This is a genomic window from Flavobacterium pygoscelis, from assembly GCF_023162025.1.
Classification (GTDB): domain Bacteria; phylum Bacteroidota; class Bacteroidia; order Flavobacteriales; family Flavobacteriaceae; genus Flavobacterium; species Flavobacterium pygoscelis.
Window position 1 is genome coordinate 113,404 of the sequence record NZ_JALNUB010000003.1, and the last position, 20,912, is coordinate 134,315.

General features: G+C 31.9%; 15 protein-coding genes and 1 tRNA gene. 10 read left to right on the plus strand and 6 right to left on the minus strand.

The annotated features are described in order from the left end of the window. Positions 1-132 precede the first annotated feature (132 nt). Both MW871_RS05000 and MW871_RS05005 read left to right on the plus strand, forming a co-directional pair. The gene (locus tag MW871_RS05000) at positions 133-405 is read left to right on the plus strand and encodes an HU family DNA-binding protein (RefSeq protein WP_026706853.1); all 273 of its coding nucleotides are present in this window, start codon (positions 133-135) and stop codon (positions 403-405) included. A 118-nt stretch (positions 406-523) separates the two neighbouring features. Continuing rightward, positions 524-1,084: a YqgE/AlgH family protein gene (locus MW871_RS05005; protein ID WP_188051114.1), complete on the plus strand. Its 561-nt coding sequence runs from the start codon at positions 524-526 to the stop codon at positions 1,082-1,084. Here MW871_RS05005 and MW871_RS05010 read toward each other — a convergent pair. Both MW871_RS05010 and MW871_RS05015 read right to left on the minus strand, forming a co-directional pair. Continuing rightward, positions 1,081-1,920, minus strand: a complete 840-nt coding sequence (locus MW871_RS05010) for an aminotransferase class IV (protein WP_248427773.1) — start codon at positions 1,918-1,920, stop codon at positions 1,081-1,083. The genes MW871_RS05005 and MW871_RS05010 overlap by 4 nt on opposite strands. A 55-nt stretch (positions 1,921-1,975) precedes the next feature. Then, positions 1,976-2,368, minus strand: coding sequence for an START-like domain-containing protein (locus tag MW871_RS05015; protein ID WP_188051112.1), 393 nt, complete (start codon positions 2,366-2,368; stop codon positions 1,976-1,978). A gap of 153 nt (positions 2,369-2,521) precedes the next feature. On the opposite strand from MW871_RS05015, the gene MW871_RS05020 reads away from it, so the two are divergent. Beyond that, positions 2,522-2,595 (plus strand) — tRNA-Met (locus MW871_RS05020). Between the two features lie 513 nt (positions 2,596-3,108). Here the strand turns inward: MW871_RS05020 and MW871_RS05025 are convergent. From MW871_RS05025 to MW871_RS05040, 4 genes are all read right to left on the minus strand, one after another. Next, complete coding sequence (locus MW871_RS05025) at positions 3,109-4,650, minus strand: acyl-CoA carboxylase subunit beta (protein ID WP_248427775.1); 1,542 nt, start codon at positions 4,648-4,650, stop codon at positions 3,109-3,111. 104 nt (positions 4,651-4,754) lie between these two features. Next, positions 4,755-6,194 carry an acetyl-CoA carboxylase biotin carboxylase subunit gene (gene accC / locus MW871_RS05030; protein WP_188050253.1) on the minus strand — a complete coding sequence of 480 codons (1,440 nt, stop codon included), beginning with the start codon at positions 6,192-6,194 and terminating at the stop codon, positions 4,755-4,757. Positions 6,195-6,337: 143 nt separating this feature from the next. Next, positions 6,338-6,823, minus strand: coding sequence for a biotin/lipoyl-containing protein (locus MW871_RS05035; RefSeq protein WP_248427776.1), 486 nt, complete (start codon positions 6,821-6,823; stop codon positions 6,338-6,340). Between the two features lie 102 nt (positions 6,824-6,925). Further along, on the minus strand, positions 6,926-9,127 hold the full coding sequence (locus MW871_RS05040; RefSeq protein WP_248427777.1) for a B12-binding domain-containing radical SAM protein: 2,202 nt from the start codon (positions 9,125-9,127) through the stop codon (positions 6,926-6,928). Positions 9,128-9,589: 462 nt separating this feature from the next. Between MW871_RS05040 and MW871_RS05045 the strand changes: the two genes are divergently transcribed. The 7 genes from MW871_RS05045 (at position 9,590) to bshC (ending at position 20,845) form a co-directional block, all read left to right on the plus strand. Next, positions 9,590-10,198: an RNA polymerase sigma factor gene (locus MW871_RS05045; RefSeq protein ID WP_236023910.1), complete on the plus strand. Its 609-nt coding sequence runs from the start codon at positions 9,590-9,592 to the stop codon at positions 10,196-10,198. A 91-nt stretch (positions 10,199-10,289) separates the two neighbouring features. Continuing rightward, positions 10,290-11,405: a FecR family protein gene (locus MW871_RS05050; protein WP_248427779.1), complete on the plus strand. Its 1,116-nt coding sequence runs from the start codon at positions 10,290-10,292 to the stop codon at positions 11,403-11,405. A gap of 148 nt (positions 11,406-11,553) precedes the next feature. Then, a complete protein-coding gene (locus MW871_RS05055) occupies positions 11,554-15,267 on the plus strand; it encodes a SusC/RagA family TonB-linked outer membrane protein (RefSeq protein ID WP_248427780.1) in 3,714 nt (1,237 codons plus the stop codon). Between the two features lie 11 nt (positions 15,268-15,278). Continuing rightward, positions 15,279-16,763, plus strand: coding sequence for a RagB/SusD family nutrient uptake outer membrane protein (locus tag MW871_RS05060; protein WP_248427781.1), 1,485 nt, complete (start codon positions 15,279-15,281; stop codon positions 16,761-16,763). Positions 16,764-16,784: 21 nt separating this feature from the next. Beyond that, positions 16,785-17,645: a zinc-binding metallopeptidase gene (locus tag MW871_RS05065; RefSeq protein WP_188050248.1), complete on the plus strand. Its 861-nt coding sequence runs from the start codon at positions 16,785-16,787 to the stop codon at positions 17,643-17,645. Positions 17,646-17,709: 64 nt separating this feature from the next. Beyond that, positions 17,710-19,053 (plus strand): DUF4302 domain-containing protein, encoded by a 1,344-nt coding sequence (locus tag MW871_RS05070; protein WP_345799448.1) that lies wholly within the window; start codon positions 17,710-17,712, stop codon positions 19,051-19,053. Between the two features lie 202 nt (positions 19,054-19,255). Then, positions 19,256-20,845 (plus strand): bacillithiol biosynthesis cysteine-adding enzyme BshC, encoded by a 1,590-nt coding sequence (gene bshC, locus MW871_RS05075; protein WP_248427783.1) that lies wholly within the window; start codon positions 19,256-19,258, stop codon positions 20,843-20,845. The last annotated feature ends 67 nt before the right edge of the window (positions 20,846-20,912 follow it).

The window sequence follows — 20,912 nt, forward strand, 5'->3', positions numbered from 1 at the left end:
TCATTTATCAACAAAAAAAATAAGTTATCAACAAAATAAATTAAATTAACACAAAACGCTTGCAAGGAACGTATTTCCTACTAAATTTGTGTATTAACAATTTGTATAACCAACAATTAATAACTATTTATTATGAACAAATCAGAATTAATCGATGCTATCGCTGCTGATGCAGGAATTACAAAAGCTGCAGCAAAATTAGCTTTAGAATCATTTTTAGGAAATGTAGGAGAGACTTTGAAAAAAGGTGGAAGAGTATCTTTAGTAGGTTTCGGATCATGGTCTGTTTCTGCTAGAGCTGCTAGAGATGGTAGAAATCCTCAAACAGGAAAAACTATTCAAATTGCTGCTAAAAATGTAGTTAAATTTAAAGCAGGAGCTGAATTAGAAGGTGCAGTAAACTAATTCTATTCGCTTCTATATAATCTAAACCTTCCATATGGAAGGTTTTTTTATACTTTTTAACGATTTTATTTGGCAGTATTATAATAAAAAACTTAAATTTATTAAAAAATAAAATCCTATGATTACAGATAAATTAAAAAAAGGCCACTTACTTATTGCAGAACCAACAATAATAGGTGATTTATCATTCAATAGATCAGTGATTTTATTAGCTGACTATAATGAAGAAGGATCTGTTGGTTTTATAATCAACAAGCCCTTAAAATATACCATTCATGATTTAATTCCAGAGATTGATGCGCGTTTTAAAATTTATAATGGCGGTCCAGTAGAACAAGACAACCTTTATTTTATACATAACATTCCAGATTTAATTCCGAACAGTATTGAAATTTCTAATGGTATTTATTGGGGAGGTGATTTCGAATCTACCAAAGAACTTATCAATAGAGGAGAAATCAGTAATGACAATATTCGTTTCTTTTTAGGCTATACAGGATGGCATGAAAAACAATTAGAAAGCGAAATGGAAAGTCACTCATGGATCATCAACTCCAATAGATATGAAAATAAAATAATAGGCAAATCTGCGACTCATTTTTGGAAAGAACAAATCAAAGAATTGGGTGGAGAATATCTTATATGGCTAAATGCGCCTGAAAATCCTTATTTAAATTAACTAGCGCTTATCATTTCATTAAGTTTCCCTAATAACTGCGTTGCTCTGTTGATTACAAAACTCTTCTTACGATATTTAGTTATCGGTTGAATTCCTTTTATAACATTAGTCACAAATAATTCATCTGCTTTTTGTAGATCAAATGGAGAAATAATCTCTTCTAAAACCTCTAACCCTTCTATTTTTTTTGCTAAGACAAGTATTTGTTTTCTCATAATTCCGTTCAAGCAACCCTCAGAAATTGGTGGTGTAATCAACTTATTACCCAATACCATAAATACATTTCCTTGTAGTGCCTCAACAACATTTTTACTGTCATTTAATAACAAACAGTTATCTAAACTATTTTCATCAGCAAATATGCTTCCTGTAATATTAATGATTTTATTAGTTGTTTTAATTGACGAAAGTAGCTGTTTTGTAATATAAAAATCTTTGTACAAATCTACTTCATAATGCTCTTTTTCGATAAAATATAACCTATTCTCTAGTACTGACGTATGAATTATAAAGGATACTGTATTATTTTGTGGCAAATAATATCCGCCGTCATTTCTATAAACAGTAATTCTGGCTCGAGAAGAATTACCAAAATTATTTTCGCTTGAAGTTAAAAGAATTTGTTGTTCAAAATATTCCATTGTAAAATTCATAGGAATCTCCATTCTAACAACTCGCATCGAAGCCATTAATCTAAAATAATGATCTTCAAGAAAAAGAATTTTATTGTTAAAAATTTTAACTGTTTCAAACACACCGTCACCATATAAAAAAGCACGGTTATGAGTTAGTACATTGGTATCCTGTGATACAATAGATCCATTAAAATTAATCATAAAAAAAGCCCTAAATAATATTCAGGGCAAATATAAGTCATAAAATATGATTTTACTATACAGAACCAATTAGATGTTTTAAATCTGAAATTTGATTTTCCCAAAGTAAAGTAGCTTCTTCGAGTTCGTCTTTTTCTGCAAAATCGACTACCATTAAAGAAACGTCTTTAGTAAGCTCATCTACTAAGATGTGCAATTCAAAAAAGTACTCTGTATCTTTTCCTTTATCATCTACCCACTTAAATTTTACTTTTTCACCTGTTTTCTTAGAAGCTAATCTAGCCTTTTCCTCAGAATCATTCCAAATAAAAGTAAAAAATTCACCACGAGAATTAACATTGTCGGCAAACCATTCCGACAAACCTGAAGGAGTGGATATATATTGATACAATAATTGAGGCGAAGAATTTATAGGAAACTCGATTTCGTAACGTACTTTCTGATCCATGAGATGCTTTTAATTTTTCCGAAATATATAGAATATAACTACAAAAAAAAAACATTTACAAAAATATTTTTTTTTCTTCAAAATATGTTTGCACGCTCTAATATAATTTATATATTTGCACCCGCATTCAAGGACAACAAAACTTGAATATTTGGCGAGGTAGCTCAGTCGGTTAGAGCGCAGGATTCATAACCCTGAGGTCACGGGTTCAACTCCCGTCTTCGCTACGAAAACAAACCCTTAAACAACAACTGTTTAAGGGTTTTTTGATTTATATTAATTTTTAATTTATTAAAAATTAATTAATAAATTAAACAAATCTTATACTATTTTAATTATGCGCTCGCTTAATCAAATACCAGTTTAAGCAAATCTCAACAATGCTTTCTTTTTTAAAGTAGTTTTCCAAAAGAACCAAAAGGCAACATAATCTTCATAGATTGTTCTAAAAATATTTTATTAAAGAAGTTTAAGTATTAAACATTTCGCGCTTCAAAATGCTCTTATTATAACGCAAATGAATTTATTTGTATTGATTTAAATTCTAAACTATAACTCATAAAATAATAAAAAACATTTATTCAAGTAATATCTACAAACAATTAGTATTCCTATATAAAAAGTATACTATAAAAAATAACTACATCTAGTATTACGCAATTTACCCTAAAACAAAAAAAACCAACTGAATTAGTTGATTTTTTTATTTTCATTATTTGCATATTAGTTTACTAAAATAATTATAAAGGAATATTTCCGTGTTTGCGATTTGGAGTAATACTCACTTTATTTTCTAACATACTAAACGCTTTTATTAATTTTTTTCGTGTGTCTTGTGGTAAGATCACTTCATCGACAAAACCACGTTGCGCTGCAGTGTATGGATTAGCAAATAAATCAGCGTATTCTGCTTCTTTTTCCAACAGTTTGGCTTCATGATCAACTGCTTCATTGATTTCTTTTTTAAAGATAATTTCAGAAGCACCTTTTGCACCCATTACAGCAATTTCAGCAGTGGGCCAAGCAAAATTCATGTCGGCTCCAATGTGTTTAGAATTCATTACATCATAAGCTCCACCATAGGCTTTCCTGGTAATAACAGTCACTCTAGGAACTGTTGCTTCACTTAAAGCATATAATAATTTGGCTCCATGAACAATAATTCCATTCCATTCTTGATCTGTTCCGGGCAAAAATCCAGGGACATCAACTAATACCAACAAAGGAATATTAAAAGCATCGCAAAAACGAGTAAATCGAGCTGCTTTTTTAGAACTGTTTACATCTAGACAACCCGCTAAAACCATAGGTTGATTGGCGATTATTCCGATACTCCTACCACCTAGCCTACCAAAACCAACAATTATATTTTCAGCATAATTTTTATGAATTTCAAAAAAAGAATCTTCATCAATAATTCCGCTTATTACAGCGTGCATATCATAAGGTTTATTTGGGTTTTCAGGTACAACATTTAATAATTCTTGCCTAATTTCATCCCCTAATTCATAAGGCAAACTAGGTGGAACTTCTTTATTGCTCTGTGGCAAATAACTCAACAATCTTTTTAAATCCTCTAAACATTCCACATCATTAGTTGATGTACAATGTGCCACTCCCGACTTGGTAGAATGAGTACTAGCACCTCCTAATTCTTCTGAAGTTACCGTTTCGTTAGTAACTGTTTTTACAACATTAGGTCCCGTAACAAACATATAACTTGTATCTTCAACCATCATGGTAAAATCTGTCATAGCAGGAGAATAAACAGCTCCACCTGCACAAGGCCCCATAATGGCCGAAAGTTGCGGAATAACTCCTGAAGCTTGTACGTTTCTAAAGAAAATATCGGCATAACCACCTAAGGAACGAACTCCTTCTTGAATACGTGCTCCACCAGAATCATTCAGTCCGATCATAGGAGCGCCCATTTTGACCGCCATATCCATCACTTTGCATATTTTTTCAGCATGAGTTTCCGACAAGGAACCCCCGAAAACTGTAAAATCTTGAGCGAAAATATAAACTAATCTTCCGTTTATCGTTCCGTAACCTGTAATTACACCGTCCCCATAATACAATTCTTTTTCCATTCCAAAATCAGAAGTACGATGGGTAACCAACATTCCAATTTCTTCAAACGAACCTTCATCCATTAAATAAGCAACACGTTCTCTAGCGGTTAGTTTTTTATTAGAATGTTGTTTTTCGATACGCTTTTCCCCTCCACCTAAATGCGCTTCAGCAATCTTATTATTTAATTTATCTATTTTGTCTTTCATAGGATTTTTTTTTACGCTAATTCACCAAATTTCATTTATTTTCTACAATAAGAAGAGTCAATATTTTAGAATAAAATAGATTCCCTTATTTCTACTTATCAATTTTAATTTGGTAATCTAACGATTTTTTGATCTTTCAAATACTGCTTCATCGCCAAGAGAGCAGCGATTTCAGCCTCTTTATTCATTTGTTTTTTCAATAGCTCCGCATTATAATATTTCTTTACAAAATGAGTATCAAAATTTCCGGAACGAAAAGCTTCATGTTCAAATACAAATTTTCCAAAAGGCAATGTAGTTTGCACTCCTTCTACTTGATAATTATCAATTGCTTTTACAATCAATTGAATGGCTTCTTCACGAGTTGCTCCATACGTAATTAATTTGGCCAACATCGGATCATAGTAAATAGGAATATCCATGCCTTGCTCAAAACCATTATCCACACGAATATTCTCACCAACAGGCAATTGATACACATCGAGATGACCTACGCTTGGCAAAAAGTCATTCATAGGGTCTTCGGCATAAACTCTTAATTCTAAAGCGTGTCCTTTAATTTGTAAATCTTCTTGTTTTATTGCAAGTGCTTCTCCTCTTGCTACTTTAATTTGCAGTTCGACCAAGTCCGTTCCTGTAATCCATTCGGTAACGGGATGTTCTACTTGCAAACGCGTATTCATTTCTAAAAAGTAGAAATTATTATTTTCATCCAATAAAAACTCTACTGTTCCCGCTCCTAAATAATCACATGATTTAGCAACTAAAACAGCCGCTTCACCCATTTTTTTTCGTAATTCTGGAGTTAAAACGGAAGAAGGCGCTTCCTCAATCACTTTTTGATGACGACGCTGAATACTACATTCTCTCTCAAATAAATACAAGATATTTCCATGGCTATCTGCCATAATTTGAATTTCGATATGCCTTGGTGACGCCACATATTTTTCGATAAAAACAGATCCGTCACCAAAAGCAGCAACAGCTTCACTAATGGCACGGTTCATTTGAGACTCAAAATCGCTTTCCGTTTCTACCACTCGCATTCCTTTTCCTCCACCACCTGCTGAAGCTTTAATCAAAATAGGGAAACCAATTGTTTTTGCCTCCTGTTTTGCTTTATCGATATCTGTTATTGCTTCGTCAACACCAGGAACCATAGGAATATTGTACTCCTTAACAGCATCTTTAGCTGCTAATTTGCTTCCCATCACTCGGATCGCTTTAGATTTTGGACCAATAAAAATGATATTGTTATTTTCACATTCTTCGGCAAAATCAGCGTTTTCACTCAGAAATCCATAACCTGGATGAATAGCATCAACGTTTAAATTTTTAGCAACTTCAATAATTTTACTTCCTAATAAATAAGATTCATTTGATGGCGATTCACCAATCCAAACGGCTTCATCAGCAAATTTTACGTGAGGTGCATTTCTATCTGCTGTAGAATAAATTGCAACTGTTTTAATTCCCATTTTTTGAGCAGTTTTCATCACTCTAATCGCGATTTCCCCTCTATTTGCAACTAATATTTTTTTCATTATTCTTAAATTTTTATTTTTTGCCACAAAGGCACTACATCACAAAGTTATTTTTTATTTATTGAGCAGCTATTTAGCGAAAAGATGTAAATCATAAATGCTTTATAAAAATCTTAGTGTCTTTGCGTCTTTGTGACAACATTCTATTCAAACTCAATCAATAATTGTCCTTTATCCACCGCATCTCCAATGTTAACTGAAATTGATTTGATGATTCCATCACGCGGAGAAAGGAAACTATTTTCCATTTTCATGGCTCCAAGAATAATTAGATTATCGTTGACTTTTACTTCTTGACCAATTACAACGCCAATCTCTAAAATTAGTCCGGGCATTGGGGCTTTGATGAAGTTTACTTGTTTGGCAAGACCGACTTCAAAACCCATTTCTTTGATTAATACATCTAATAGATTTGAAATTACGACGCTGTAAGTATTGTTATTTACTTTAACTGTGTAACTCTTTTGATGAAAATCAGCAGCAAGAATTTCTGCTTTGTAAGGTTTGTTTTCGTGTAGTATGTGAAATTTATTGTCTTCCACAGAAACCGAATCTAATAGCGAAACACTTTCCTTTTCAATATCAAAATGAAAAGTGTCATTTACATTTACTTTATAACCCATACTCATAAGTACATTTTTTATTGGATGTAAAAATAAGGAAAGTAAATGTTTAAGGGGTTTAAAAAATATATTTTTATGCTAATTTAATATAGTTCTTTTGATATAATTTTACAAAACTAACAATCCAAATTCTCTTAAGGTGTTAATTGGTTTAGAATACCAGAAGAGTTCAAAATCTTTCAATTCATTCTCAAAATCCGTTTTAACCTCTTGAAAAGTATAAACCTTTGTATTTGAAACTGATATTTTTTGCAACAATCCTAAAAGCCATTCGCCTTCTAATTTACCCGTTTGAATACTAAAAGTTTCTTTTTTGTCGTGAAAAGTTAGCATTGCCATTTCCCAAGAATTTCCTTTTTTAGTTTTTGTAAAATATTCAACGCTTGGTTTTCCGCCTATCCAAACCAATTTAGCTGTTGATTTTGTATTAAAATCACTTTGTTCTTGTAAAGCATCAAAAATAAAATCTTGAGGTATTTTTGTTTTCGGAATTTTAAAATCGAACCAATCTTGCAATTCGTAATCAAAACAGATTCCGTGCATGAAATTAAACAAGGATTTCTTGAGTCCAAAACTAAATTTATCGTGATCAATCCCTGTATTATCAATATAATTGATATCATTATTAGCAAAAGTTCCTATTGTTTCTGTTTCCTTTACTACACCAAATTTTTCTGGATACATTCCTACGGGGCTGTGCGCTGTCATCGCAAATTGATGCCAAAATCCAGATTGCAACACACCTGCTTCAAACAACTGACGCACCATTTCTAGACTATCAATAGTTTCCAGAACAGTTTGAGTGGGATAGCCATACATCAAATAAGCATGCACCATTACACCCGCTTCAGTAAAATTTCTTGTCACTTTTGCAACTTGCTCTACCGTTACGCCTTTATCAATAAGTTTTAAAAGACGATCCGAAGCGACTTCTAAACCTCCAGAAACGGCGATGCATCCTGAAGCTTTTAGCAACAAGCATAAATCTTTAGTAAAACTTTTTTCGAATCGAATATTTGTCCACCAGGTTATAGATAGTTTTCGGCGTAAAATTTCGAGTGCTAAAGCGCGCATTAATGCAGGCGGCGCTGCTTCATCTACATAATGAAAACCATTTTGTCCTGTTTGTGCCATTAATTCTTCCATTCTATCGCACAATAAACTTGCCGCAACAGGTTCGTAAATTTTTATGTAATCTAGTGATATATCGCAAAAAGTGCATTTTCCCCAATAGCAGCCGTGCGCCATGGTAAGTTTATTCCAACGTCCATCACTCCACATTCTATGCATCGGATTTACAATTTCGATTACCGAAATGTATTTATCTAAAAGTAAATCAGAATAATCTGGAGTTCCTACTTGCGATTGTTTATAGTCTGGTTGGGTCGAATTGTTTTTATAAACTACTTTTCCCTCTTCTAACAGGAAAGTTCGTTTGAAAGCTCCTGATTCTTGGCTATTTTCTTTTTGTTTTTCTAGACTTGCAATCAATTCTTCTATTGGAGTTTCTCCATCATCCAAAGTGATAAAATCAAAAAACTCAAAAACACGAGCGTCAGAAAGGGAACGCAATTCTGTATTAGGAAAACCACCGCCCATTGAAATTTTAATATTTGGATAATGGGTTTTTACCCATTGTGCTGAACGAAAAGCTGCATATAAATTTCCTGGAAAAGGAACCGAAATCAAGAATAATGTGGGCTGAATATTTTCTATTTTCTCTTTTAATAGTTTGAATAAAACCTCATCGATATAAGTCGGTTTTTCTTGTAAAGCTGCGTATAATTCATCGAAAGAATTGGCACTACGCCCCAATCGTTCAGCATACCGACTGAAACCAAAATTTTCATCAATGCATTCTACAATATAATCGGAAATATCTTCGAGATATAAAGTGGCTAAATGTTTGGCCTTATCCTGGGTTCCCATAGTTCCAAAAGCCCAATCGAGTTCCTCTAATTGCGCAAAACGAGAAGCTTCTGGCAGGAAATCTTCTTGACAAATTTGTAAAGCTAATGTTGGATTTTTTCCTTGTAAAAAAGCAATAACTGAATCTATTGTTTTTATATATTCTTCTTGTAAAGCAAAAATTCGTTTGCAGTTTTCGGTTGTTGGTTGCTGAATTTCAAATTGAAATAAAGCAGTTAATCCCTCTTTTGAAAATAATTTCAGAATTACCTCGATTCCTAAATCTGCTTGAACAGATTCTATATTTTTGGTATTCAAAAAACCTTTTATATAAGCAGTTGCTGGATAAGGAGTATTCAGTTGTGTAAAAGGAGGCGTGATCAGAAAAAGTTTGGTTTTCAAGAGAAATTATTTTCTACAAAAATAAGAGATATTTATATTCTTTTAGTGAAAAGAATTAAGTGGATTTGTTTTTAAATAACATTTAATACACTTTACTATTATTTAACTAAACTATAAAGTTTATAATTACCATTTAAAGTGAATTGTAATTACTCAATCTTCAAATGATGTAGTTTAAGGCTTGATTTCCCTAAGATATTTTAAAAATAATCATTCATTATGTACATAATCTAAAAAAAATCTAGAATAAGATGAAATTAATTTTCACTATTACTAAAATCCGATACTTATTTTGATGAAAAGAACAAGCAGAGAAGTTTAAATAATAATTACACTACATTTTTCATATTTTAATAGACATTCCTCATTTTTTTTGTATTTTTTTTTTGTTGTTTAATTTTAAAACCGTAAAATTACAAAAAATTAACATTAAATTAATACTGCCATTATCACTCTTTCAATTTGAAAATTAAATTTAAAAATAGCAATCATTTAGACGACGATACCCTTTGGAGTAATGTAAAAATGGGTGATGAGAAAGCATTTTCACATCTGTTTGAAAAACACTACGCTCATTTAATTCGTTACGGTAATTCATTATCTCCATTAAAAGATAAAGTACAGGATTGTGTTCAAGAAGTTTTTACAGACATTTGGATTTATAGAGAATCAATAAGTGAAAGTATTGTCGTAAAAGCTTATTTATTATCTAGCGTTCGCAAAAGAATTGCAAGACATCAAGAACGCGATCGCTTTTTTGGAAAAACAACTTCTATTGATACTATAGAATTTCTATTAGACTTCTCAATAGAACACGATCTTATTGCAGACGAAACAACTGCTAATAAAGTTTTTAATTTAAACAAATTATTAAACGAATTACCCTCTCGTCAAAAAGAAGCTTTATACCTTAGATACCATCAAGGTTTAAGTGTAGATGAAATCGCCTCTACCCTTGATGTAAATTACCAGTCTGCAAATAATTTGCTTTATCGAGCAGTTTTGAACCTAAGAAAAGATTGGAAAGACATTATTTTACTTTTTTTAGCAGTTACAACAAGTCTTCTTTAATATTTTTTTGATTTATATAAAAAAAATCACAATTAGGTGAGTATATAATAAAAAAACTGTCCTTTATGTTTTTGTAATCCATACTGAATTGATGCAAGAACGAAATAATTATATAGAAATAGAAGATTTTTTATCCAACGAGTCCTTTAATCTTTGGGTTAAATATCAAATTGATGAACAAAACTGGGAAGAATGGACTTTAGAAGATCCTAAAAGAGCCAAATTAGTTGAGGAAGCTCGTCTTTGGATTTTAGCTATGAAAGTTTCTGAACCAACTATGAATCAAAAAACTATTGATATTGCGTTAGAGAAGACTTGGGGAAAAATTAATAAAAAAGAAAAAAATCAAAACATATTTCAAAAAACACCAAAAAAGTTTTTGGATAACAAATTGATTAAAAGCGTCGCAGCAGTTTTTATATTAGGCTTAATAAGCAGCTGGTTCTATAACAATACTATTTTAAACACTACTTCTACACCTATATATAACGAACTCATACAAGACAATAAAGAAGGATTAGTCGAGCAAACGAACAACTCAAGCAAACCTCAAATCATAACATTATCTGATGGTAGTTCTGTTTTGTTGCAACCTAATAGTAAATTAAGCTATCCTAAAACATTTGTAGGCAATGAACGCAAAGTATATTTGAGCGGGGAAGGCTTTTTTGAAATTAGTAAAAATCGCAAAAAGCCATTTTTTGTTTACGCGAATGAAATTGTCACCAGAGTTGTTGGAACCAGCTTTAGAATACGAGCGTATGACAACCAACCTGACATTGAAGTATTAGTTCACACCGGTGAAGTAAAAATAAAATCAAACCAATCGGTGACAAAATCTAGCAAGCAAGAAGTAGTTTTGTTACCTAATCAAGCCCTCCAATTTTCTCGCAAAAATTTGACATTTAACAAAATAAACGATATTAAAACGGACCGAACATTAATTCAAACTACTGATAATATCGAGCAATTAAGTTTTGACTTCAAAGACACACCTGTTAACCAAATTCTAAAAATAATTGAAGAGGCTTATTTAGTTCAAATTGATTATCCAAAAGACAAATTAAAAAATTGTTATCTAACCACATCACTAAACGACCAACCGCTACCGGAGAAACTTAAAATTATATGCAAAAGTCTCGGTAACAACACTACTTATGAAATGAATGGAAACCAAATTATTATTACATCCAAAGGATGCGACTAACTTTAATGCCTATGTGAAATTAATAAAAAAAGCGCCGAAAATGCTGTAACATTCTCGACGCCTAAATAGAATCAAATTGTTCCCTGTAAAGTTCAATTTGTGTGTTCAAAATACCCGTTAAATAGTATTAATAAAACAAACCAAAATTATGAAAAAAACTGTTGTCAAACAACGATTACTCCATCGAATCATGAAAATAACATTAATTCAATTTGTTCTTGCATTTGTGTTTTCCACCATCACGATGGCCAACAGTGTTAATGGACAGAAAAAACTAGACACTAAAGTTACTGTTAGCATCGCAAACATGAGTTTAGAGAACGCTTTATCAAAACTTGAAAAAACCGCTAAAGTAAAATTCTCTTACAATTCGAGAATTAGTCAATTAAACCAAAAAGTAACTGTAAATGCTACTGGCGAAACTTTATCAAATATCCTAAGCGATTTATTAAAACCACTTAATATAGGATATAGTGAAGTAAGCGATCAAATTATATTACAGAACAATGCTACACTAACGGGAGAATTTACAGGCTTTGATGCAATCCCAACTTTAATTGAAAAATTAACTGTAGCTCCTATTGTAAAAGGTAAAGTAGTAGACCAATCAGGTCTTCCTTTGCCAGGTGCAACTATTACAGCAAAAGGAACAAATAAAAGTGTTTATTCTGATTTTGATGGAAACTTCTCTATTGATATGCCAGAAAACAGCACAAGACTTGTAGTTTCTTTCGTTGGTATGGAGACACAAGAAGTAGCTATCAAAACTACGCCTCTAACTATTGTCTTAATTGACAAAGAGCAAAGCTTAAAAGAAGTAGTAATTACAACTGGTTACGAAAAAACATCTAAAAGAACTTTTACAGGAGCTATTAGTAAGATTACCGGAAAAGAGTTAATGGTAGAAGGTGTTATTGATGTAAGTAGAATGATTGAAGGTAAAGCAGCGGGTGTAACTGTTCAAAACGTTACCGGAACTTTTGGTACTGCTCCAAAAATTACCGTTCGTGGATCGTCTTCTATCTTTGGAGATACAAAACCATTATGGGTAATAGATGGAATTGTACAGGAAGATATTGTCAATCTTTCTTTTGCAGATTTAGCTTCTGGAAATTCAGAAACTTTATTAAGTTCTTCTATTGCTGGTTTAAATGCAAGTGACGTATTAAGTATAGAAGTACTTAAAGATGCGTCAGCAACATCTATCTACGGATCTAGATCGTTAAATGGTGTAGTAGTTGTAACTACTAAACAAGGAAGAAGAGATTCGCCTTTAAATGTTACTTATTCACTAGACCAAACTGTACGTACTGTTCCTAGCTACAATCAGTTTGACATATTGAATTCTCAAGAAAACATGAGCATTTTAAAAGAAATGGAATCAAAAGGATTTTTAGAATTACCTTCAATAGCACAATCACGTTACGGAGGAGTTTACAATATTCTTGCTAGAGCTGTAAACACTTATGATGTGACTTCAGGTGCCTTTGGTGTAAAAAACGATATTCCTAGTAGAAATGCATTTTTAAAGAAATACGAACTAGCAAATACTGATTGGTTTAAAGTTTTATTTAGACCTTCAATGACACAAAATCACTCGTTAAGTTTTTCTGGTGGTGGAAAAAATAACGCATTCTTTGCTTCCTTAGGATTTTATTCTGATCCAGGATGGACAGTAGCTGATAATGTACAGCAATTGACTTCTAACTTGAAGAATACTTTTTACATTAATGATAAGTTAAACTTAACATTATCTACACAAGCTTCTGTTAGAAACCAACAAGCGCCAGGAAGTTATGACAGTCTTAGAGACGGAGTTAGCGGAAGCACTACTAGAGATTTTGACATCAACCCATTTAGTTATGTATTAAATACAAGTAGAACTTTACGTCCTTATGACGATAATGGAAATTACGAATATTATAGAAACAATTGGGCTCCATTAAATATAGTTGAAGAATTAAAAAACAACTATATGGACATCAAGGTTAAAGATATTCGCTTCCAAGCAGACTTAGCCTACAAAATATCTCCTAAACTTACCTATAATTTAACTGCTAATGCACGTTATGCCAATACTAGTAGAGAACATAATATTCTTGAAAGTTCTAATATTATTGGAGCCTATAATGCTGATGAAACTACTATTGTTAGAAATGCAAATATCTTTTTATATCAAGATCCTAACAACTTACTTGCACCTAAAGTATCAGTATTGCCTAATGGTGGTATGTTGAGAAAATTTACAAATGATCTTACTTCATATAACATCCGTAACAGTTTCAGCTACAAAAACATTTTTAAAGATGTAAATGAGTTTGAAGCTTTATTTGGACAAGAGTTACGTTCTGTAGATAGAGGTAGTGATAATTTTACTGCATACGGATTACAGTATGACAGAGGTTTAACTGCTTTTACAGATCCTAGAATCTTAGAGAAATTAATCAACGGAGGTGAATCTTATTATGGATTCAACGAAGAAAGAGAAAGAACTGTTGGTTTCTTTGGTAAAGTAGGTTACACTTACAATCGTCGTTATACAGGATCTATAACAGGACGTTATGACGGATCAAACAGACAAGGAAATAGTAATTCTTCTAGATGGTTGCCAACATACACTTTTAGTGGTAAATGGAATTTAATGGAAGAATCTTTCATGAAAGATGCTAAAAATATTAACACATTAGCTTTAAGAGGATCTTATGGTCTTACTGCAACTGCGGGACCAGCTACTAACTCACTTGCTATTTATAAAAGTTTCATTACTAACCGTCTAAATTTAGGGGATAGAGAAACTGGATTAAACATTGACCAACTTCAAAATGGTGACCTTACATGGGAAAAACAATTTGAAACTAATATTGGTTTAGACTTAGGTTTATTCAATAACAGAGTACAATTTACAACAGATATTTACAGCCGTAAAGCTTTTGATTTAGTTGACTTTGTAACTACTTCTGGTATTGGTGGACAAAAATTAAAGCAAGGAAACAATGCTGACATGGAAACTAAAGGTATTGAGTTTTCTGTAAATACAAGAAATCTTAATGACACTAGATTAAAATGGTCTACTAGTTTTAATTTCTCTATTTACAACCAAGAAATCACAAAACTACAAAACAATCCAAGTGTATTAGGTTTAGTTGATGGTACAGGAGGAAATACAGTAGGTCATCCAAGAAATGCTTTGTACTCTTACCAATTTACAGGTTTAAACAACCAAGGTTTACCAACTTTCGTAATGGCTGATGGTGAAGATGATAATATTGCTGGTGCTAATTTTCAAGATTCAGAAAACGTAACAAAATACTTGAAATACGAAGGATCTATTGAACCAAACAAATCAGCAGGTTTGTCTAATACATTTACCTATGACAACTGGTCTTTAAATATCTTTATAGTTGCTGCAGGTGGAAACAAAGTTCGTTTGAACCCAATTTACTCTTCTTCCTATGATGATTTAACGGTGTTTACTAAAGAATTCACTAACCGTTGGATTAATCCTGGTGATGAGGCTTATACTAATATTCCTGTAATTGCAGACAGAAGATTAATAGCAAATTACGCTTCTGATGGTAAAAGTTTAATAAGAGCATATAATGCTTACAATTATTCTGATGAAAGAGTAGCAGACGGAACTTTCGTAAGATTGAAAAACGTTTCTATTAGCTATGAATTCCCTAAAGATTTGAAGAAAAAATTAAACCTTAGTACCTTCTCAATGAAAGCATCAAGTGCTAATCCTCTTTTAATTTATTCAGATAAAAAACTGAATGGTCAAGATCCAGAATTTTATAGATCTGGTGGAGTTTCTCAACCAATTACTAGCCAATACACATTCTCATTAAACGTATCATTTTAATTAAATAAAATATGAAAAAATTAAAATTAACCTTATCCCTACTAATTTTAGTAGGACTCAGCAGTAGCTGTGATGATTTCTTATCTGAAGTTCCAGATAATAGAACACAACTCGATACGCCAGAAAAAATTTCTGAAATATTAGTAAATGCTTATCCAGAATCTAATTATATGGAGTTTGCAGAGACTATGTCTGATAATGTTTATGATAGTGGAGATCTAACAAAAACAACCATCAAGAATAGCCAAATGTACAATTGGGAAATGGTTGACGATACTGATAGAGAAACACCTTCAGCCTATTGGGATGCTTGCTATACTGCAATTGCTCACGCTAATCAAGCTTTAGAAGCTATTGAAAAACAAGATAATGATCCTAAACTAAACCCACAAAGAGGAGAAGCTTTATTAGCTAGAGCTTACTCTCATTTCATGTTGGTTACATTCTTTTCTCAGCGATACAATCCTGCAACTGCCAAAACAGATTTAGGTATTCCTTATATATTGAAACCAGAAACTCAACTGATCAAAAAGTACACAAGAAACAGTGTTGAAGAAGTTTTTGCTTATATAAAAGCTGATATCGAAAAAGGATTGCCATTAGTTACAAGCAACTACAAATTGCCAAAATTTCACTTTAATAAAGATGCTGCTAATTCATTTGCAAGCCGTTTTTATACTGTAGTAGGTGATTGGAACAAAGTGCTTGAGGTATCTAATGAGCTAGGCAATCTTCCGGAAACTAAGTTAAGAGATTATCAATCTTACTTAGACGAACCGGATTATGACAAAGGAATAAGAATGTATTCTGACGCAAGTGCAAATACTAACTTACTTATTGTTTCTGCCTCTTCTATCTATTCTAGAAGTTTTGCTTCAAATAGATTTCAGTTGACTGGAGCAGATAGAAATGAACTTTTTGGAGCCAATACAAATCTAATTAACAAAGCTTTTCTATACAGACCATTATCCTATAACGGTCAGGTAACTATTTTCGTTCCTAAATTTGCTGAGTACTTCAAATACACGAATGCGAATGCTGGAATTGGTCTTCCATACGATGCATTGGTACTATTAAGTAATGATGAGCTTTTCTTGAATAGAATAGAAGCGCACGTAATGAACAATCAATTAGATGTTGCTAATGCAGAGCTAGATTATTTCTTATCAGTACGCGTTAAACTTTACAATCCTACAACTGATAAAATTACTCAAGCAAAAGTGGTAGCTAAATATCCTGTTGTTGCTAATGAATACACTCCTTTTTACACGATGACTGATGTTCAAACTTCATACATTAAAGCATTAGCAGAAATCAGAAGAAGAGAATTCATCCATGAAGGTTTAAGATGGTTTGATATAAAAAGATTTGCTTTAAAAGTTACGCATAAAACTTACAATCAAGCTGATAAAGTTTTAGAGAAAAATGACTTACGCAAAGCAATTCAAATTCCATTAAACGTTACAAACACTGGAGTAGAAAAAAATCCACGTTAATTAATTTAACTATTTATAATTATGAAAATAAATAAACAATATAAAATAATCACACTAGTATGCTCCGTGTTATTATTAACAGCTTGCGCAAGTGAGGATCCTCTTAAGGAAAGTCAGTTAGATGTATCAATTCCTGCAAAAACGGATTTAGATCGTTATATTGATGCTAATTACGTGAATGATTACAATATTAATGTACAGTACAAATGGAATCAGAATGTAGTAGATAACAATCGTTTTTTGTTTCCTCCAATTCAAACTAAAGTACAACCTGCTTTAGAAATTGTTAAAAAAATCTGGTTAGATACTTACAAAACTGTTGGAGGACCTGATTTTGTTAAAAAAATTGCTCCTAGAGAACTAGTTTTGGTTGGAGGAATTAACCTGAACACAACAGGGACGATTACTTTAGGTTTAGCAGAAGGTGGATTAAGAATTACATTGTTTGAAACGGACAATGTAAATAAAAGAGATCGTGCAAACGTAAAACGTTTCTTAGCTACAATTCAACATGAGTATATTCACATTCTGAATCAAACTAAGCCTTTTGATGAAAAAACACTTGCGAAAATAACTCCAAGTGGCTATACTTCAAACTGGTATGAGACACCAACTTCTCAAGCTAGAGAAGAAGGATTCATTACGGATTATGCAAGATCGAACACTAGTGAAGATTTTGCAGAAATGGCTGCTCAAATGTTAATTAATTCTAAAGCAGAGTATGCAGCGATCCTAGCTGGAATAACTAATCAAACTGCTGTTGCGAATATTAAAGCAAAAGAAGCTGTAGTTGTAAAGTATTTTAAAGATAGTTTCGGAGTTGATTTCTATAAACTTAGAGATGAAGCAGAAAAAAATACAAACTTCGTTATAAACAATTAGTATAAAAATAGGAGCTTTAGTTACTAAAGCTCCTATTAAAAACCTTTTTAACTTTAACAAAAACATGAAAAACATGAAACTAAAAAATATAATTAATTACCTTTTGGTTGCTTTATTAGCGATTCAATTGGTCTCTTGTGATAACAAGGAGAGTTTAGACTCAACCTTTAACGCTACTCCTACAGAACGTTTAAATGCTAGAGAAAAAGAACTAGATGATTTATTGGCTTCTTCTGAATTTGGTTGGAAAGCAGTCTATTTTACTGACAATACACAGTTAGGAGGATTTACACATCTTTTCAAATTTAAAGATGGTAAGGTAGATATGGCCTCTGATTTTGATAACGATACCTCTATATTTGCTAGTGAGTATGATATTGTTCTAGGAAGTACAGTTAGTTTAGTATTTACAACAAAAAACAGAATTCACTTATTATCTGATTCTAATAGTTTCCCAACTGCGGCATTAAGAGGTAAAGGATACAAAGGAGATTTTCAATTTTTGTATTACGGACAAGATAACGGACAGATCATTTTTAGAACTAATCGTACTTTTCAAGAATTACGTTTTGTAAAAGCAACTACTTCAGACTGGACTAATTTAGCACTAAATAGAGCAATGGCACCTAATGTTACTGGCGCTAACACAAGACCTTTATTCCGTTTATTAGAAACTAATGATGGAACTAAAGTGAGTCAATTTGATTTTAATTACACTAATGCTAGTAGATTTGCTACTTCTAACTCTATTGAAACTGGATCAAGCCTAACCAATAATATTGGTATCGCTTACACACCAACTGGTATTGTAGTTAGTCCAGCTATAAAAGTAGGAAATCAAGAGTTAACTGCTTTTACTTATGATCCTGCAACTGGAAACTTTAATGCAACTGGTACAGGTGGTGTTTCAGCTTCTATCAAATATACCACTAAGCCATTAGTAATAACAAATGACTATAAGATTTTACTACCTGGAAACCAACAAAATGTATATGGTTACTTAGCTGCTAATTTAGGAGCAGCACCTTCAAATTCACTTTACGCTAACACTCTTTTGGCTGCAGCAAATGCAACTTTACCAGCAAACCAAAAAATTAGCAGAATACAAATATATTTTAATGCTGGTGGTGAAAATTATATAGCTTATACTTTCAACGGCGGCAAACCAGCTATCTATCATGACTTTACAGTGACAGAAGATGCTGTAAATAAAACACTTATTCTTTCTGATTTTGGATGGTCTACAGGAACTGCTCCAGCATTTTTGGCAGCCATAGACAAAGAGTTTTTTGACATCAAAGGTTTGTATGTAAAGAAAGAAAAATTCACAATTGGCGCATCTAATACAATATACACATTTACAAGTGCATCTAGTAATTTTAGAATAACTACTTATGCCTTCCAATAATTACCATTTTTTTGATTAGTTGAAAAAGGTTGCCCCTCAAAAGGCAGCCTTTTTTTTTTGAATATAATTAATGCGATTGAAATCATAACAGACAATAAATCAACCAAAAAAATACTAAAACAATCTCCACAGTTCACAAAGGTTTCTTAAACTAAAAATTATACCTCTAGATTTCTTATTTTAGCATCAAATAAACTTTATTATGCCAACGGACTGTATCACCTATCAAAATTCAGGATATTTTTCTTCCTTGATGAATGATTATTTAGATCAAAAAAGTAACTTAAACTCTTTATACCATAGATTTCCAAAACTTGAAAATTTTGAAGATCAAATCCTTGAAAAGCAGAAAAATTTTGACAATGATTCTCGAAAAACTTTAGTTGCAGTTTTAGAGAAACAATATTCAACTGTTGACACCTCTGTTTTAACAAAGCAAAATATAGAAGCACTATCACTTAATAACACTTTTACAGTAACCACTGGGCACCAACTAAATTTATTTAGTGGCCCCTTGTATTTCTTATACAAGATTATTTCGACGATTAATTTAACAACAGAATTAAAAGCAAAGTATCCTACAAACAATTTTGTTCCTGTTTATTGGATGGCGACAGAAGACCATGATTTTGAAGAAATTAATTATTTTAATTTTAAAGGAAAAAAATTCCGTTGGAATACTGAAAGTTACGGACCAGTTGGTCGATTATCAACTGAAGGATTAGAGGATTTTTTTGAAGTATATGCGCTTGAATTAGGTTCAAGTATCAATGCCGATAAAATAAAAAAAATATTTACTGATGCGTATTTAAACCATGACACTTTAGCCGATGCTACCAGACATTTGGCTAATGCATTATTTGGAACTTATGGCCTTGTAATTATTGATGCAGACAATCCGGACTTAAAACGCACTTTTATCCCTTACGTGAAAGAGGAATTGTTACATCAATCTTCCAATAAATTAGTTTTAGCAACGGCTGAAAAATTAAAAGACTACACTGTACAAGTTAATCCACGTGAGATCAACTTATTTTATATTGAAGACACTTTGCGCGAACGTATCGTTTTTGAAAATGGCAAATACAAAGTAAACCATACAAAAATTGAATTTTCTGAAACTGAAATTTTGGAATTACTAGAGAATCATCCAGAAAAATTCAGCCCTAATGTTATTATGCGTCCTTTGTATCAAGAAGTGATTTTACCTAATTTATGTTACATTGGCGGTGGTGGTGAAATTGCGTATTGGCTGGAACTAAAGTCTTTCTTTGACGCTGCAAAAGTTACTTTTCCTATACTTCTATTGCGAAATTCAGTTCTATTAGCCACTGAAAAACAAGCTAAAAAAGCAGATAAACTCGATTTGAAGTGGAGTGATTTATTCTCTAAACAAGATTCCCTAATCAATAATAAAACAAAAGAACTATCTGAAATTTCAATTGATTTAGCTAATTTAAAAAAACAGCTGCAAGAACAATTTGAAAGCTTATATAAAATAGCAACAAAAACAGACGAATCATTTATTGGAGCAGTCAAAGCACAAGAGGCAAAACAAAATAAAGGACTAGAAAATCTAGAAAAGCGCCTACTTAGAGCCCAAAAAAGGAAACTAAACGACGTTTTGCAACGTATTATTGATTTACAAAATGATTTATTTCCAAACCTAAGTTTACAAGAGAGACAAACTAATTTTTCTGAATTTTATTTAGAAAATGGAGAAAACTTGATTCCGATGATTATCAATCAATTAAAACCGCTACAAAACAAATTTGAAGTAATTGTACTATAATTTTATTTGAAGTAGTAAATAAAAATAACTTACATTATTGAACAAAAAAGTTTACTTTTGCACAAAA